Origin of the sequence: Klebsiella sp. BIGb0399, from assembly GCF_003752615.1 — a bacterium.
In the GTDB taxonomy this organism is placed as follows: Bacteria; Pseudomonadota; Gammaproteobacteria; order Enterobacterales; family Enterobacteriaceae; genus Klebsiella; species Klebsiella lignicola.
In genome coordinates, this window is the sequence record NZ_RKHT01000005.1 from 1,429,298 (window position 1) to 1,445,031 (window position 15,734).

Below are 15,734 nucleotides of genomic sequence, written 5' to 3' on the forward strand. Positions count from 1 at the left end.
ATTAATAACCAAGGAAGGTTAAATATGAAAAAATTATTAGCCGTGGGTATATTAGCCCTGTTTTTAACTGGCTGTGGCGATCTCACGCTGGATGCCTCGACACAAGAAACACTGCAAACCTCAATGGCAAAAATTCAGCAGTCACTCCCTGATGCAAAGCGCACTGAGTTTACCAGTGCAATGAGCACTATTGTTGAACAACAAATAAGTGCTGCATTTGTGATGGGCAGCAACCGGCCGTCCAATCTTGAACTTGAAGATCGCTTTCGCAAATTAATCCATGGAAAAACCGCGGATGAAGTGATTAAAGAAGCCGCAGCGATGAAAGCTGAAGAGGCAAAGGCAAAAGCGAATATGGATTCCATTCAATAATTGATGAAATTAGCCATCCTATAATTTAGGGTAATATCCATCACTTAATCATTTATATATATAATAGTTAATAAAAACACATACAACGAAGGAATCCGGTATGTAGACCCGTTTTCTTTCATCATATGGCCAGGGTTTGTGGGCTTTAATTAATGAGGGAACAGCTGACTCCTGATGGGGCGTTTTTTGCCTGCCGGTTGCCGTCGTTCTGGCGGTGTTATTGAACACGCCAGAACGACCATTTTGTCTGTTAATACAAACTTGCGATGTAGTTATTCACCGGCTGAGGCAGCAGATCCTGAGGATGATCGCCGCCGAAGGTCGCCCATTTACTTTTGCCGCTTAAAATCGACGAGGCAACCACGTGGTCTGTTGCGGAATTATAGACCGTGATTTTTAATTCCATGCGGTCCGGAATACCCGACCATTCGGTGGCCCGATCCTCCCAATGAAGGATCTGCGGGACCACGTAATAACCTTCGGTGAGCGTGTGTTTTTCTTTCAGGCAGCTCAGGGTTGAGCACACCGGCACCACGGACGCATTATCGGTGTAGTGTGAAAACGCGGCGAGGACGGCCTGCGCTGATGTCGCCCCGGAGCCGTTATAGACCGTGGTCTGATAAACACCGTTTTCAGGTTGTGCAATAACGACGGGTTTATTTTTCATCAGCAGCTCCGTACTTTTGGTCACTTCTGCCGATTGATATTTTGCCGAACACCCGCTGAGCAGCAGCCCACCCAAAGCCAGGAGAAGGATTTTCTTCATTTTACATTTCCAGTGATTATATCTGGCAGCAGTTTACCATCCGGATATGTATGACAAAACAAAAACCCCGCATGTTAGCGGGGTTATGTCATGAAAACTGGGGGGATATCACTGCGCCCAGTCTGGCTTATTCAGGATATGGTCCTGCCAGTCGCGCACGGTCTCTTCTTTCACCGCAATGTGCCGCACCGAGATCCGCTCGCCATGCATCGCTGCTTTGGAGCCGCTTAGCAGCGGGTGCCAGTGCGGCAGCGGTTTCCCTTCAGCCAGCAGGCGGTAGGCGCAGGTCGGCGGCAGCCATTCGAACGTCGGCAGGTTATCGCGTGTCAGCTTGATGCAGTCGGGTTCATACTCGAAGCGTCGCTCATAGTTGCGACACTGGCAGGTTTTGATATTTAACTGACGGCAGGCAACGTTGGTGAAATATATTTCATCGGTATCCTCATCCATCAGCTTATGCAGGCAGCACTGTCCGCAGCCGTCACACAGAGATTCCCACTCCGCGTCGGTCATTTCATCAAGTGTCTTGTGCTGCCAGAAAGGTTGTTCGCTCATAGGGGGATGTCCGTCATTGCAATTCAGGGTGCACCTTATAACCAGTCTGGCACACTGATGCAAGTTTTGCCGCCCGTGAAGGCGGCAAGAGGACGTTACAGCACGCGGGTAGAGAGCGTAAGCCCGTTGAAACCCACTTCCAGTTCATCACCGTTGCTGAGCGGGCCAACGCCTTCTGGCGTCCCGGTCAGGATGATGTCTCCGGCCTTCAGGGTAAAGAAACGCGACATGTAGGCGATCAGCGGCACGATTTTATGAATCATATCCGCCGTGGTCCCCTGCTGGCGAATCTCGCCGTTCACTTTCAGACTCAATGCCGTATTTTGCGGGTCGGCGTGAAACTCCGCCGCGGGGATAAAACCAGAAACCGGACAAGAGTTATCAAAGCCCTTGGCCTTTTCCCACGGCTGACCCGCTTTTTTCATTTTGCCCTGCAGGTCGCGCAGCGTCAGATCCAGCGCGACGCCGTAGCCGGCGATCGCCTTCAGCACGTGATCGTCCGTTGCCTGGCGAAGCGTACCGCCAATCAGCACCGCCAGTTCCACTTCATGGTGCACCGAACCCAAACCTTCAGGGAGCACCAGCGGCTGACGGATATCGCATAGCGCCGTCTCAGGTTTAATAAACAGCACCGGTTCTTCCGGCATGACACTGCCCATTTCCTTGATGTGGTTGGCATAGTTACTGCCCACACAAACCACTTTGCTTACCGGATAATCCAGTAATGCTCCCTGCCAGTTATGATGTTGGTACATTATTTCCCCTCAGTGGGTTAATCAGATTTATTCCCCTGTTCCGCCAGGTGTTTCTTCAGTAGATTTTCAGTCGGAGGAGGAAGTTGCAGATAATAGCCCTGATCGGTTAGCGCCTGTTTGACTTTTTCCAGGTCAGCGCCGACGAGCTGCTTACGCCCGTCAAGCGGTAACAGCATGGTCAGTTGCGGCGTACCGAAGCTCGAAAGCAGTTCAGCAGGAACGCGAGAGAAATCGTCCTTTTTTTCGACATATAAATAGGTTTGATCGCGTTTGGCACTTCGATAGATCACACAAAACATAGTTTTACTCGGAATTAGACCCGTGGTCACTTGCCTCAATATAACAGTGACTATAACATGCCTTTTAGTCTTCGGAATATCACCGCACTTCGGCGAGTGATAAACAGCAAATTGAGTAAGGCCAGGATGTCAAATACGCCAATCGAACTTAAGGGCAGTAGCTTCACCTTATCTGTCGTTCATTTGCACGATGCAAATCCCGAGATTATTCGTCAGGCGTTAGAAGACAAAATCGCCCAGGCTCCCGCTTTTTTACGTCATGCCCCCGTGGTGGTGAACATCAGCAATGTCGAAAGCGACATTGACTGGCGTGTCATGCATGAAGCTATCGCGAGCACCGGTTTACGGATTATGGGCGTGAGTGGATGCAAAATCCCTCGGCTGAAAACGGAAATCGACCGCACCGGCATTCCCTTACTAACGGAAGGGAAAGAGAAAATGCCCCGTCAGGCGCCGCCTGAGCCGGTTGCGCCAGCGCCAGTTGTTACTCCGATCACAAAAACGCGTTTAATTGACCTGCCGGTACGTTCCGGTCAGCGCATTTATGCACCAAACTGTGATCTGATTGTTACAAACCATGTGAGTGCCGGTGCGGAACTTATTGCCGACGGTAATATCCATGTATATGGCATGATGCGAGGACGTGCGCTTGCGGGCGCGAGTGGCGATAGAGAAGCACAAATATTTTGTTCAAACCTCACGGCGGAGCTGGTGTCCATCGCGGGGGAATACTGGCTGAGCGATAACATCCCGGCCGAATTTTATGGCAAAGCGGCGCGCCTGCGTTTAGGCGACAGCGCTTTGACTATTCAACCATTGAGTTAGTCCCTTTTTAACAAGGAATTTCTATGGCACGCATTATTGTTGTGACTTCGGGTAAAGGGGGCGTTGGCAAGACCACCTCCAGCGCGGCCATCGCTACTGGTTTGGCTCAGAAGGGAAAGAAGACCGTCGTTATCGACTTCGATATCGGCCTGCGTAATCTCGACCTGATTATGGGCTGCGAGCGTCGTGTGGTGTATGACTTCGTCAACGTAATTCAGGGCGATGCGACCCTGAACCAGGCGTTAATCAAAGATAAACGCACCGAGAATCTCTACATCCTCCCTGCTTCCCAGACGCGTGATAAAGATGCGTTGACCCGCGAAGGCGTAGATAAGGTTCTCGAAGAACTGAAAAAAATGAATTTTGATTTCGTGGTCTGCGATTCACCAGCAGGCATCGAAACCGGTGCCCTGATGGCGCTCTACTTTGCCGATGAAGCCATCATCACCACTAACCCGGAAGTCTCCTCCGTTCGTGACTCCGACCGTATTCTCGGCATTCTCGCGTCAAAATCCCGTCGTGCGGAAAATGGCGAAGAGCCGATCAAAGAACACCTGCTGCTGACTCGCTATAACCCAGGTCGCGTCAATAAAGGCGACATGCTGAGCATGGAAGACGTTCTGGAAATTCTGCGCATCAATCTGGTAGGCGTGATTCCGGAAGATCAGTCCGTGCTGCGCGCCTCAAACCAGGGTGAGCCGGTGATTCTGGATGATACGTCAGACGCAGGTAAGGCCTATGCCGATACGGTTGAACGTCTGCTCGGAGAAGAACGTCCTTTCCGCTTCATTGAAGAAGAGAAGAAAGGTTTCCTCAAACGCCTGTTCGGAGGATAAATTATGGCATTACTCGACTTTTTTCTCTCGCGGAAAAAGAACACGGCCAATATTGCGAAAGAGCGCCTGCAAATCATCGTCGCCGAGCGTCGTCGCGGCGATGCTGAACCACACTATCTGCCGCAGTTACGCAAAGATATTCTGGAAGTGATCTGTAAGTATGTGCAGATTGACCCGGAAATGGTTAGCGTCCAGCTGGAACAACGGGATGGTGATATTTCGATTCTGGAGCTGAACGTGACTTTACCAGAACCGGAAGAGTCGAAACCCTGACGCTGGATCCACCCGGTAGCCTTGCGCTATCGGGCCAGTTTGAAAATAGCCCGGATAACGCATCCGGGCTATTTGCTGTGGCTTAGATAGCGTTTAGCGCGGGTATTCGCTCAGCAGCGCTTTCAGACGATCGGCCATCAGATCGCTACGCCAGCCGGAAATCAGTTCAGGCAAGGTCGCCCCACTCTTCAGCTGCCAGTGCCAGTTCAGCAACTGGTTAATCTGCCGTCTGGAGGCCAGCAGCTCCGCACTCAGCCCCGTCTCAGTGCTCACTTCCTGCACCAGCGCTTTAATCTCTTTAAAGACTTTGCGGTAGCCCGGCATATCAATCAGGTTTTGCAGCGGCTCCGGCAGCGCCGATTCCGGTAGCTGCTGCGCTTTCTCTACCAGGCTAATCAGCGTTTTACCATGGAAGCGAATTTCGCTGCCGGAAAGCCCAAGGCTGTCCAGCTCGCCGAGGCTCCCCGGCATGTAGCGGGCAACGTTCCACAGATGCTCTTCGCGAACGACAAAATTCACCGCCATATCGCGATCGCGCGCCTTGCGTAAACGCCACTCTGCCAGCAGCTGCAGACAGCCAAGCTGACGGGTGCGTAACTGCCAGGCGTTGCCGATATCGCGCCACGCCTGCGCCGGGTCCTGCACTTCCTGGCGGCGCTGCTGCATCAGACGGCATTCGTCCAGCGCGGCGTCCAGCCAGCCTGCGGCTTCGGTTTCCGCCATCAGTTTGCTGGCGATAGGCAGCAGGTACCAGACATCCGCGGCGGCATAGTCGCACTGACGTGAAGTCAGCGGGCGCGCCAGCCAGTCGGTCCGTGATTCGCTCTTATCCAGCGCCACGCCCGAGTACTCCTCAACCATCGAGGCAAATCCCCAGGACATCGGACGACCGCAAAAGGCTGCCAGAATCTGGGTATCAATCAACGGCTGCGGCATCAGATTAAAGGTGTTAAGGAACACTTCCAGATCTTCACTACCCGCGTGCAGGAATTTGCTGACCTGCTGATTCAGCAATAGCTCGCGCATCGGCGCCCAGTCGGTGATGGTCAACGGGTCGATCAGGGAAACCTGTTCGCCGTCGAACAGCTGGAGCAGGCCCAGTTGCGGGTAGTAGGTGCGGGTACGGACAAATTCGGTATCCAGCGCAATCGCCGGGGCCGCGCTAGCCGCTTCACAGATGGCGCGCAGCTCATCGTCGGTGGTGATCATCTGATAGTTCACATCATGCTCTCTTAACTTGCGCCCATAAAAAACGCCGGCTTGGCCGGCGTCTGGCGACTCGTGTATACCTTAGGCTTTATTGTCTACTTTAGCGCGCGCTTCGTCACGCAGTTCTCGCCGTAAAATTTTTCCAACATTGGATTTTGGCAGCTCATCACGAAATTCAACCAGTTTCGGGACTTTATAGCCTGTCAGATGGCGGCGACAGAACGTCACCAGCGCCTCTTCGGTCAGCGTCGCGTCTTTTTTGACTACGAAAATCTTCACCGCTTCGCCGCTGCTTCCTGACGGTACGCCGACGGCAGCCACTTCCTGAACCCCGGAGTGCTGCATCACCACCTCTTCAATTTCGTTCGGGTAAACGTTGAAGCCGGAGACCAGAATCATGTCTTTTTTACGGTCGACAATGCGCATAAAGCCTTCATCATCCATTACCGCAATGTCGCCGGTGTGCAGCCAGCCGTCTTTGATAATCTCGTCGGTGGCGTCCGGACGCTGCCAGTAGCCCAGCATCACCTGCGGCCCCTTCACGCACAGTTCGCCAGGCATACCCAGCGGCACTTCGTTGTCGTCATCGTCCACCAGTTTGGCTTCGGTCGACGGTACCGGCAAGCCGATGCTCCCGCTGTGATAGTCAATATCATGCGGGTTCACGCTGACCAGCGGCGCGCACTCGGTCAGGCCGTAGCCCTCCAGCAGATACTGCCCGGTGAGTTTAACCCAGCGTTCGGCAACTACCTGCTGTACCGGCATTCCGCCGCCGGCAGACAGGTGCAGCGAGGAGAAATCAAGCTGCTGAAACTCTTTGTTATTCAGCAAGGCGTTGAACAGCGTATTTACCCCGGTCATCGCGGTGAACGGATACTTCGCCAGCTCCTTCACCAGCCCCGGAATATCACGTGGGTTGGTAATCAGCAGGTTCTGCCCGCCAAGCTCAATGAACAGCAGGCAGTTCATGGTCAGCGCAAAGATGTGGTACAGCGGCAGCGCGGTGACGACAAACTCTTTGCCCCGGTGCAGCAGCGGGCCGTAGGTCGCATTGACCTGTTCAAGGTTGGCCAGCATGTTGCGGTGGGTCAGCATCGCCCCTTTGGCCACCCCGGTGGTGCCGCCGGTGTACTGCAGGAACGCCAGATCCTCAGAGACAATTTCCGGCTTGATGTATTGCATCCGGTAGCCGTTATGCAAGGCACTGCGGAACGAGATAGCATCTGGCAGGTGATACTTCGGCACCAGCCGTTTGATGTACTTGACCACGAAATTGACCAGCGTGCCTTTCGCCGTCGAGAGCTGATCGCCCATGCGGGTCAGGATCACATGCTTCACCTGGGTTTTATCAACCACTTTTTCCAGGGTATGCGCAAAGTTGGAGACGATCACAATCGCCGCTGCGCCGCTGTCATTCAGCTGATGCTCTAGCTCGCGCGGGGTATACAGCGGGTTAACGTTCACTACGATCATCCCGGCACGCAGGATACCGAACAGCGCAATCGGGTATTGCAGCAGGTTTGGCATCATCAGCGCGACGCGGTCGCCCTTTTGCAGCCCCAGCCCCTGCTGAAGGTAAGCGGCGAAGGCCCGACTGCGCTCTTCCAGCTTACGGTAGGTCATCACCTCGCCCATATTGATAAACGCCGGTTGGTCGGCGTAGCGCGCGGTGCCGTGTTCAAACAATTCAACCAGGGATTGGTAGCGGTCAGGATTTATCTCCGCCGGAACATCGGCGGGATAACGGTTTAGCCAAACCTTTTTCACTGCATCACCTCTGAAATAGTTATTCGTCGTCATCACAGCCCCTGATCAACAAACATTCTGTTAACATTATATTAACTCAGCGTACCAGTTTATTAATTAGGCGTTTTACAGGTTGCGAAGCGCGTCACTATTTATTTTTCTTATCAGGCCAGAAATAGCGAAACAGCGGACAAGCCGCTGTTTCGTCTGGCTTACAAAAACTGCAAAATCATTCAGTTACGACATTTCTGACTTCTGCAGGGCCTGGATTGTACCAGCCCCAGCCGCCATAGCCGTAAGCCCAGGGGCGCGGACCGATCATCCACGGGTCAATCGGCTGCGGTGGCATTACCACCTGCTGCACCACGTTCCAGCGCTTGTAGCCGGTCGCATTCATCAGCATAAACTTATACGGCGTGCTGCCGACTTTGCCGTCCACCGTCCCGGTAATCGGGCCGACGACGGTGACCAGTTGACCGCGGAAATCGACCGGGTCGAGGAAGCCGTTCACATCGGCGTAAATACGCCCGCGCGAAGGCTCATTCAGCTCAGGCCGGGCGCCGCTGTCCAGCGGAACCGTCGCAATTTCCAGCCGGGTTTTGCCCTGCTGGTTCTGAATGTTGACGACTTTGCCGCCAAAACGGGCTTCCTGGCCTACATACAGCTGTGGTGCGGCCATCACCCGGACTAAATCTTGCTGTGGCGTCGGGCTGGTGCCTTTAATGGCATCCGGCACGGAAACGCACCCACTTAACGCAGCGACAACGGCGCCCGCTAAAAACCAACGTACTGCTTTGCTTTGACCCGCCATGATGCGACTCCTTCTCTCAGTCTTATGATTACTGAGATTCATCCTCGGCCAGGAAGTTTCTTCCACGCCACTTCGTTACGCAAATAAACCGGTTCGGCTTTCTCTACGGCAACGGTTTTGCCACTGGCAAGCAGCACGCAGGCCAGCGGCAGCATGTCTTCTGCTGTCGGCAGCGTAATGTCACCATCGGTTAATGTCAGCGCTGAGTCCTTAGCCAGATCGGGCCAGGCTTGCCAGCCGGTCCCGACGGTCGCCCAGTCGCCTTCGAGCTGTTGCAGGCGCTCGCTGACGGCTTCGGGTTTCAGCACGGCTTCAGTTTCTTCACCATGCCAGACGCCCTGCTCATCACGCTGGTATTCGGCCCAGTAGACCTCGCCCATTCGCGCATCAATAGCCGCCAGTACACGGGTAGCCCCGGTTTTACGCCATGCGCCTTGCGCCATGGTTGCCAGCGTCGACACGCCAATCATCGGCAGTTCGGCCCCCAGCGCCAGTCCTTGTGCGATACCGATCCCAATACGCACCCCGGTAAAACTGCCGGGACCGCGACCAAAGGCCAGCGCGTCGAGGTCAGTCAACGACAGTTTGCTTTCCGTCAGGACATCCTGCACCAGTGGCAGAATACGTTGGGTGTGTTCACGGGGACAAATTTCGAAATGAGCACAAAGAGTGCCATCATTCCACAGCGCCGCGGAGCAGGCCTCCGTGGCGGTATCGATAGCCAAAATTCGCATGGGTTGTCGCGCTCTCGCTATAGCAGATTGACAAAATGGCGCGCAGCTTACCACATTTTGCGACAGATTACCTTGCTGGCGGCACGGCGAGAAAACGCACGGCCCGGCGGATATCGCGGGTTCGCGGCGCCGGCGGCAGGCTGGCCAGGAACACTGCACCATAGGGACGCATCACCAGACGGTTATCGCAAATCACCAGCACGCCGCGGTCGTCGATATCACGGATCAAACGCCCGACCCCCTGCTTAAGGGTAATGACCGCATCCGGCAGTTGTACTTCGTCGAAGGGATCGCCGCCGCGCAGACGGCAATCTTCCATCCGCGCTTTCAGCAACGGATCGTCCGGCGAGGTAAAAGGCAGTTTATCGATGATCACCAGCGACAGCGCATCGCCGCGCACGTCCACCCCTTCCCAGAAGCTGCTGGTCGCCACCAGCAGCGCGTTACCGGCACTGACAAACTGCTGCAACAGCTGGCCTTTGCTGGTTTCGCCCTGCAGCAGCACCGGCAACGTCATGGTGGCGCGGAACTGTTCGGCCAGGTCACGCATCATCGCGTGCGAGGTGCACAGCATAAAGCAGCGCCCGTCGTTCGCCTCAATCAACGGTTTGAGCATCGCCGCCAGATGACGCGCTGCCCCAGGTTGATTAGGCAGCGGCAGATTACGCGGTACACAGAGCAACGTCTGGTGGGCATAGTCAAACGGGCTTGGCAACAGCAGCGATTGCGCCTCTTCAATGCCGAGGCGGGCGGTAAAGTGGTGTAGATCGTCATTCACCGACAGCGTGGCCGAGGTAAAAATCCAGCTGCCTGATTTTTGCGCCATGACCTCTTTGAATTTTTCCGCCACGGTCAGCGGGGTGAGCGCCAGGGTAAAATGACGGGAAGTGCATTCGTACCAGTAGCTAAAGCCCGGCTGGTTAATCTCTTTCAGGCGCTTCAACCGCGCACGGTAAACCGTGGCGCGCTCGAAAGCCGCATCCAGCAGCGCCGAGCGGCCAAGCGACAGCTTTGCCACGTCGTAACAGAGTTCAAGCGCATCATCGAGCAGCAACAGCGCACGTTGAATATGACTGTCCGCCAGCAGATCGCGCAGGTTGCCCCGGTAGCCGGGATCCCCCAGCTGCAGGTGAAAATCCTGCGCGCTCTGGGCCAGACGGTCGGCGCATTTTTGCAACTGCTGGGTATCTTTAAGTTCGGTGCGGTAGGCAATAGTGATGTCTTTCGCCAGATCTAACAGCTGACGGCTGGAGAGCGACTGACCAAAATACTGGCTGGCGATGTCGGGAAGCTGATGGGCTTCATCGAAGATCATCACCTCAGCCTCGGGGATAAGCTCGGCGAAGCCGCTCTCTTTCACCACCATATCGGCGAGGAACAGGTGATGGTTCACCACCACCACGTCGGCATCCATCGCTTTTTTACGCGCTTTGACGACAAAGCAGTCCTGATACACCGGGCAGTCGCTGCCGAGACAGTTATCGTTGGTGCTGGTGACCAGCGGCCAGGCCTGAGAATCTTCGGCAACGCTGACGCAGGTGCTGATATCGCCATCAAGGGTCTGATTTGACCACGAACGGAGCAGAATAACATCACTCAGGGTTTGCACCGGCAGATCGCCGCCGGCCAGGGTCTGCTGCTCCAGGCGTTCAAGACACAGGTAGTTCGAGCGCCCTTTGAGCAGCGCCAGCTTACCGGTGAATTTTAACGCTTTTGCCACCGTCGGCAGGTCGCGACTGTACAGTTGATCCTGCAGCGCTTTCGAACCGGTGGAGATAATCACCTTCTTATTGGCCCGCAGCGCAGGCGCCAGATAGGCGTACGTCTTACCGGTACCGGTCCCCGCTTCCACCACCAGCGGCTGCGCCTGCTGGATGGCCTCAGCCACCGCGATCGCCATCTGGCGCTGCGGCTCGCGTGGTTTGAATCCGGGAATGGCGCTGGCCAGCTGGCCGTCTGCTGCAAAATCGTCGATCACATTGCCCCCTGGTTATTTGGACAGTGATTATGTCAGGGAGGGCGTCGTTTCACCAGCCCGGGTAGTGACGTGAGCAGAACATTATGGCAGTCTTGCCGCTGTCTGATGGAATGAAACCAAGGAAATGATAATGACAATTACGCGTATCGATGCTGAAGCCCGCTGGTCTGATGTAGTAATTCACAACCAGACCATTTACTACACCGGCGTGCCGGCAAACCTCGAAGCGGATGCGTTTGAGCAAACCGCGAACACCCTGGCACAGATTGACGCCGTGCTGGAAAAACAGGGCAGCAACAAGTCGCGTATTCTTGATGCCACCATTTTCCTGGCGGACAAAAGCGATTTTGCCGCCATGAATAAAGCCTGGGACGCCTGGGTAGTTGCCGGTCACGCCCCGGTACGCTGCACCGTTCAGGCCGCGTTAATGAAGCCTGAATACAAAGTCGAAATTAAAATTATCGCCGCGGTGTAAGCGGCAACTCAGCAAGCCGGATAGCCACCCGCCTTCCGGCCTGCCGGTTCGTTTCTCTCAACCCGCGCACCACATTAGCTGTTCCTTCAGCTGCAGCGTCTCCTGCGGCACGCATTTCAGCGCTTCACGATAGCTGGCAGCTTGTTTTGCATACCCTCGCACAGACTGCAGCAGCACCCGCAGCGCGCTATCCCACACAATCCCCTGCAGGTCGCTGTATGGCCACAGATCCGGTTCCCGGATAAACGGCACCAGGTAATCAATCCCCTGCTTCACTCCTCGCCCATCGCGGATGGCGTTCCAGCGGTCAAACTCGACGTGCTCGGCGTAGCGGTTGAGCAGCAGATGCGCCTCCAGGTTAAACAGCGAGTAGTGGAAAGGGATGGTACGTTCGAGCTCCATGGTCTGTTTGCCATCCTGGTCAATCTGCGCCGCCATCCGCTGGGTGATCCCCTGCTCGATGATCCGCGCCGCCAGCCCTTTATCGCCATAGAAAAGCGCGTTCACCGTCCGCTGGGCGTCGTACCAGGTACCGTGGTTGTTGTGCCAGACGTACTCTGAGTGGCCAATTTCGCTGTAGTACATCCAGTGGTTAAAATCGCGGAACCACTGGTGCAGGCCGATAATATCGTCGGTATCCAGCACGTTCGCCGAACTCATCAAGCCGATGGTATCAACCACCATCCACATTAAGCGGGTGTCAATCAACCCGGTACCGCGGCCGGAAACAATCCCCGGGATCGCTTGGCCATAGTTGAGATGCGGATTCATTCGCGTGTCAGCATCGAGGAACCAGCAGCGGATCTGCGCGGCCGCCGCCTGTGCGTACTGGCGCTGGCCGGTGAAGTACCACGCCAGCCCCAGGGTCAGACACCGTTCGCACATACGGATAATGCGCGAAGTATCGGTATCGTTATTTTCACACTGCGGGTTGATATGCCCGTCGCGACGAATGTAGGGTAGCCCGTTGGGACGCCGTGGGTTTGGCCACCAGTAGGTACCCAGACTGTAGTAATCGTGCGCGTCACCGCTCGCCGGCCGCAGTTTTTTGTGTACCACGCTTTCCGGCGCTTCGCGGCGCAGGATATCGGCCTCCGACACCAGCTTGCTCAGCGCCAGCTGCAATGGCGAGAACGGCTGTTTTAAGCCAGCACGGGCGTTTTCCAGGCAGGTTTCATCAAGGGTGTACAGCTTCATCGCCACCTTAAACGCCCTCCCGGCACGCGATGCGTTGACCGCTTTGCGCATCGAACAGGTGCACGCCCGAGAGCTTCGGCTGTAGCCAGATCTTATCCCCCTCTTTTACCGCCAGACGCTGTTTGAACACCGATGTAAACGCCCCGCCTCCGGTATCGCAGAAAAGCTGCATATCCGAACCGGTGTTCTCCACCGCCGTGACCTTCGCCGCCAGCGCATCGTCGCGCGCTTCATGGACCACGTTGACCTGCTCAGGGCGAATGGCATACACCACCTGCTGACCGTCGGTCACTCGTAACCCCGCGGGCAAAGCCAGCAGTGAGGCATCTTTAAGACGCAGGCTGGTCGCGTTGCCGTTCAGCACGACCTCGCCGGGAAGCTGGTTAATCTCCGGCGAACCGATAAATCCGGCAACGAACAGATTCGCCGGCTGGTCGTACAGCTCCAGCGGGGTACCCGCCTGTTCAATTCGCCCATCGCGCAGGACGACTATCATCTGTCCCATGGTCATGGCTTCAATCTGATCGTGGGTGACGTATACCGAGGTCGTTTTCAGTCGACGATGCAATTCGCGGATCTCGCCGCGCACTTGGGTACGCAGCTTGGCGTCCAGGTTGGATAGCGGTTCATCGAATAAGAAGACCTGCGGCTTACGTACGATCGCCCGCCCCATCGCCACGCGCTGGCGCTGGCCGCCGGAGAGATCTTTTGGCAGGCGCTCCAGCAACGGCTCCAGCCCCAATAGCGCCGCCGCTTCATTGACCTTCTGTTGGATATCCGCTTTCGGCAGTTTAGCCATCTTCAGGGCAAAGCCCATATTTTCACGCACCGTCATCTGCGGGTAGAGCGCATAGCTCTGAAACACCATTGCAATGTCGCGCAGCTTCGGCTCCACTTCCGTGACGTTACGCTCGTTGATGTGCACTTCCCCGCCGGAGATCTCCTCCAGGCCTGCGATCATGCGCAATAGCGTAGACTTGCCGCAGCCGCTGGGCCCCACAAGGACGCAGAACTCGCCGTCCGGGATAGTCAACGACACGTCTTTAATCACCTGCGCATCACCATACGATTTACGTACGCTATTCAGTACAACAGATCCCATCGGTAACTCCTTATCCTTTGACCGCGCCGGACATAATCCCGCGATTGAAATGTTTTTGCAGACCCAGGTAGACGATGATGCTGGGCAGCATCGCCAGCAGCGTTATGGCGATAAAAATGTTCGGCGTGATGCTCTCATCGGTACGCAGCGTGCCGAGGATCACCGGAATGGTATTCAGGCTGTCCTGGTTGACCACAATCAGCGGCAGCAGGTACTGGTCCCAAATCATAATAAAGCCGAAGGTCACCACCGTGCCGAGCGCCGGTTTCACCAGCGGCAGAATGACGTGGAAGAAAATCTGCCACTCGTTAGCGCCATCAATACGCGCCGCCTCCTCCAGCTCTTTCGGTATCGCCGACATAAATTCGGTCAGGACAAAGATGGAGAACGCCCAGCCGACGACCGGCAAAATCATCCCGAGGTAGCTGTTGTAGAGCGAGGCATCGATAAACGGCAGCCGCCAGTTAATAATCATGTACAGCGGAATCGCGATGACCTCTTCCGGCAGCATCATGGTGGACAAAATCACCAGGCTCACCAGCGCCACGCCGCGAAACTTCTTACGCGCCAGCGCATACGCCGCCAGCGCGCTGACCGACACCTGCAGAACGGTGCCAAAGAACACCACCAGAATGGAGTTCAGCAGATACTGCCAGACGCCAATATCCATCCACGCAAAGATGAAGTTTTCAAACGAGAACTGATTCGGCCAGGCCAGCAGCTCGCCCGGTTTCACCGGCGCACCGCTGAATGCCGTGGCGACGATGCCCCAGAACGGACCGACAAAGACAATCAGCAGCAGCGCGTAGATGCACCAGCGTCCTGCTGTATCCCAACGTTTACTTAACATCGCGGCTCCTTAGTAACGGGCGATACGTTTTTTCAGCGTCAGATGACAAATGGTTAAGAAAACCGTGAAGGTGAACAGCAGGAACGACACCGCCGAAGCGTAGCCATAGTCAAACTGTTCAAAGCCCAATTTATAGATGTGGGTCATGACCATTTCCGTGGCGTTAGACGGCCCCCCGCCGGTGGTGGCATACACCTCGGCAAACACGCGGAAACCACGAATAAAGGAGAGCATCAGCACCACCGAAAGCGCCGGAATCATGCCGGGCAGTGTGACGTAGCGCAGACGGTTCCACCAGCTGGCGCCGTCGACGTTCGCCGCATCGTATAAATCGCGGCTGATCCCCGCCAGACCGGCAATAAAAATCACCATGTTGTAAGGCACCGCCTTCCAGATGTGCAGCAGCATGATGACCCCCAGCGCCTGGTCGGAACTGGCAAGAAAGCCCTGGTCGGCGACGCCAAACCAGCTCAGGATGTGGTTAACCACGCCGTTGGGCGTTGGGTTGAATAAAATACGCCACATTTCGGCGACGATTGCCGCGCTGGTGACCGCGGGTAAAAAGATGGCGGTGCGAATAAAACGCAGATGGCGCGCCGGGCCTTCCAGCAGCATGGCGAGAAAGAAGGCCAGGATAGCCGCGGCAAACATCGTTACCACGACGTACAGCAGGGTGTTTACCACCGCCGCGTGCAGTTCTACGTCGGAAAAAGCGCGGGTGAAGTTATCGAGCCCTACCCACTCGTTCGGCTGATTAAAGTTGACCTTGTAAAAGCTCATCACCAGACCCTGAACCATCGGGATAAACTTAAACCAGCTGAAAATAATTAGCGCAGGCGCTAAAAACAGCCACGGGATCAGCGCCCGCTTACGCTTTGCACTCAGCCATCCGGTCGAGTAAGGCGAAGCGGCCTGCTTTAGCGGCGAGGATTTCGTCTCATGCAGGGTCAT

Annotated in this window: 18 protein-coding genes; 5 read left to right on the forward strand and 13 right to left on the reverse strand. The window is 55.6% G+C overall.

The features are described from left to right. The first annotated feature begins 24 nt into the window (after window positions 1-24). Window positions 25-372 (forward strand): DUF6694 family lipoprotein, encoded by a 348-nt coding sequence (locus EDF82_RS07095; RefSeq protein WP_123754848.1) that lies wholly within the window; start codon window positions 25-27, stop codon window positions 370-372. A gap of 250 nt (window positions 373-622) precedes the next feature. Here the strand turns inward: EDF82_RS07095 and EDF82_RS07100 are convergent, their stop codons facing one another. The 4 genes from EDF82_RS07100 to EDF82_RS07115 all read right to left on the reverse strand — a co-directional run bounded on the left by EDF82_RS07100 (window position 623) and on the right by EDF82_RS07115 (window position 2,747). Further along, window positions 623-1,138 (reverse strand): DUF4823 domain-containing protein, encoded by a 516-nt coding sequence (locus EDF82_RS07100; protein ID WP_123754849.1) that lies wholly within the window; start codon window positions 1,136-1,138, stop codon window positions 623-625. 108 nt (window positions 1,139-1,246) lie between these two features. Then, complete coding sequence (locus EDF82_RS07105) at window positions 1,247-1,693, reverse strand: YcgN family cysteine cluster protein (protein WP_123754850.1); 447 nt, start codon at window positions 1,691-1,693, stop codon at window positions 1,247-1,249. A gap of 95 nt (window positions 1,694-1,788) precedes the next feature. After that, on the reverse strand, window positions 1,789-2,448 hold the full coding sequence (locus EDF82_RS07110; protein WP_123754851.1) for a fumarylacetoacetate hydrolase family protein: 660 nt from the start codon (window positions 2,446-2,448) through the stop codon (window positions 1,789-1,791). Window positions 2,449-2,465: 17 nt separating this feature from the next. Continuing rightward, the gene (locus EDF82_RS07115; protein ID WP_123754852.1) at window positions 2,466-2,747 is read right to left on the reverse strand and encodes a YcgL domain-containing protein; all 282 of its coding nucleotides are present in this window, start codon (window positions 2,745-2,747) and stop codon (window positions 2,466-2,468) included. A 126-nt stretch (window positions 2,748-2,873) separates the two neighbouring features. On the opposite strand from EDF82_RS07115, the gene minC reads away from it, so the two are divergent. The 3 genes from minC to minE are packed head-to-tail and all read left to right on the forward strand — an operon-like array spanning window position 2,874 to window position 4,681. Further along, entirely contained in the window at window positions 2,874-3,572 is a 699-nt protein-coding gene (minC, locus tag EDF82_RS07120) for a septum site-determining protein MinC (RefSeq protein WP_123754853.1), read from the forward strand. Window positions 3,573-3,595: 23 nt separating this feature from the next. After that, on the forward strand, window positions 3,596-4,408 hold the full coding sequence (gene minD, locus EDF82_RS07125) for a septum site-determining protein MinD (protein WP_123754854.1): 813 nt from the start codon (window positions 3,596-3,598) through the stop codon (window positions 4,406-4,408). 3 nt (window positions 4,409-4,411) lie between these two features. Further along, on the forward strand, window positions 4,412-4,681 hold the full coding sequence (minE, locus tag EDF82_RS07130) for a cell division topological specificity factor MinE (RefSeq protein WP_123754855.1): 270 nt from the start codon (window positions 4,412-4,414) through the stop codon (window positions 4,679-4,681). Between the two features lie 93 nt (window positions 4,682-4,774). On the opposite strand, the gene rnd is transcribed toward minE, so the two are convergent. The 5 genes from rnd to EDF82_RS07155 form a co-directional block, all read right to left on the reverse strand. Beyond that, window positions 4,775-5,890, reverse strand: a complete 1,116-nt coding sequence (rnd, locus tag EDF82_RS07135; RefSeq protein ID WP_199733687.1) for a ribonuclease D — start codon at window positions 5,888-5,890, stop codon at window positions 4,775-4,777. 81 nt (window positions 5,891-5,971) lie between these two features. Beyond that, window positions 5,972-7,657, reverse strand: a complete 1,686-nt coding sequence (fadD, locus tag EDF82_RS07140; RefSeq protein ID WP_123755502.1) for a long-chain-fatty-acid--CoA ligase FadD — start codon at window positions 7,655-7,657, stop codon at window positions 5,972-5,974. Between the two features lie 208 nt (window positions 7,658-7,865). Continuing rightward, window positions 7,866-8,447, reverse strand: coding sequence for a Slp family lipoprotein (locus EDF82_RS07145; RefSeq protein WP_123754857.1), 582 nt, complete (start codon window positions 8,445-8,447; stop codon window positions 7,866-7,868). A gap of 38 nt (window positions 8,448-8,485) precedes the next feature. Next, window positions 8,486-9,181, reverse strand: a complete 696-nt coding sequence (gene tsaB / locus EDF82_RS07150) for a tRNA (adenosine(37)-N6)-threonylcarbamoyltransferase complex dimerization subunit type 1 TsaB (protein ID WP_123754858.1) — start codon at window positions 9,179-9,181, stop codon at window positions 8,486-8,488. A 67-nt stretch (window positions 9,182-9,248) separates the two neighbouring features. After that, window positions 9,249-11,159 (reverse strand): ATP-dependent DNA helicase, encoded by a 1,911-nt coding sequence (locus tag EDF82_RS07155; RefSeq protein ID WP_123754859.1) that lies wholly within the window; start codon window positions 11,157-11,159, stop codon window positions 9,249-9,251. A gap of 130 nt (window positions 11,160-11,289) precedes the next feature. On the opposite strand from EDF82_RS07155, the gene EDF82_RS07160 reads away from it, so the two are divergent. After that, complete coding sequence (locus tag EDF82_RS07160; RefSeq protein ID WP_123754860.1) at window positions 11,290-11,634, forward strand: RidA family protein; 345 nt, start codon at window positions 11,290-11,292, stop codon at window positions 11,632-11,634. Window positions 11,635-11,691: 57 nt separating this feature from the next. On the opposite strand, the gene EDF82_RS07165 is transcribed toward EDF82_RS07160, so the two are convergent. The 4 genes from EDF82_RS07165 to EDF82_RS07180 are packed head-to-tail and all read right to left on the reverse strand — an operon-like array spanning window position 11,692 to window position 15,734. After that, complete coding sequence (locus tag EDF82_RS07165) at window positions 11,692-12,831, reverse strand: alginate lyase family protein (protein ID WP_032687010.1); 1,140 nt, start codon at window positions 12,829-12,831, stop codon at window positions 11,692-11,694. Between the two features lie 7 nt (window positions 12,832-12,838). Next, window positions 12,839-13,933 carry an ABC transporter ATP-binding protein gene (locus EDF82_RS07170; protein ID WP_032687009.1) on the reverse strand — a complete coding sequence of 365 codons (1,095 nt, stop codon included), beginning with the start codon at window positions 13,931-13,933 and terminating at the stop codon, window positions 12,839-12,841. A 10-nt stretch (window positions 13,934-13,943) separates the two neighbouring features. Beyond that, window positions 13,944-14,783: a carbohydrate ABC transporter permease gene (locus tag EDF82_RS07175; protein WP_004121979.1), complete on the reverse strand. Its 840-nt coding sequence runs from the start codon at window positions 14,781-14,783 to the stop codon at window positions 13,944-13,946. Between the two features lie 9 nt (window positions 14,784-14,792). Next, window positions 14,793-15,734 carry a carbohydrate ABC transporter permease gene (locus tag EDF82_RS07180; RefSeq protein WP_227540109.1) on the reverse strand — a complete coding sequence of 314 codons (942 nt, stop codon included), beginning with the start codon at window positions 15,732-15,734 and terminating at the stop codon, window positions 14,793-14,795.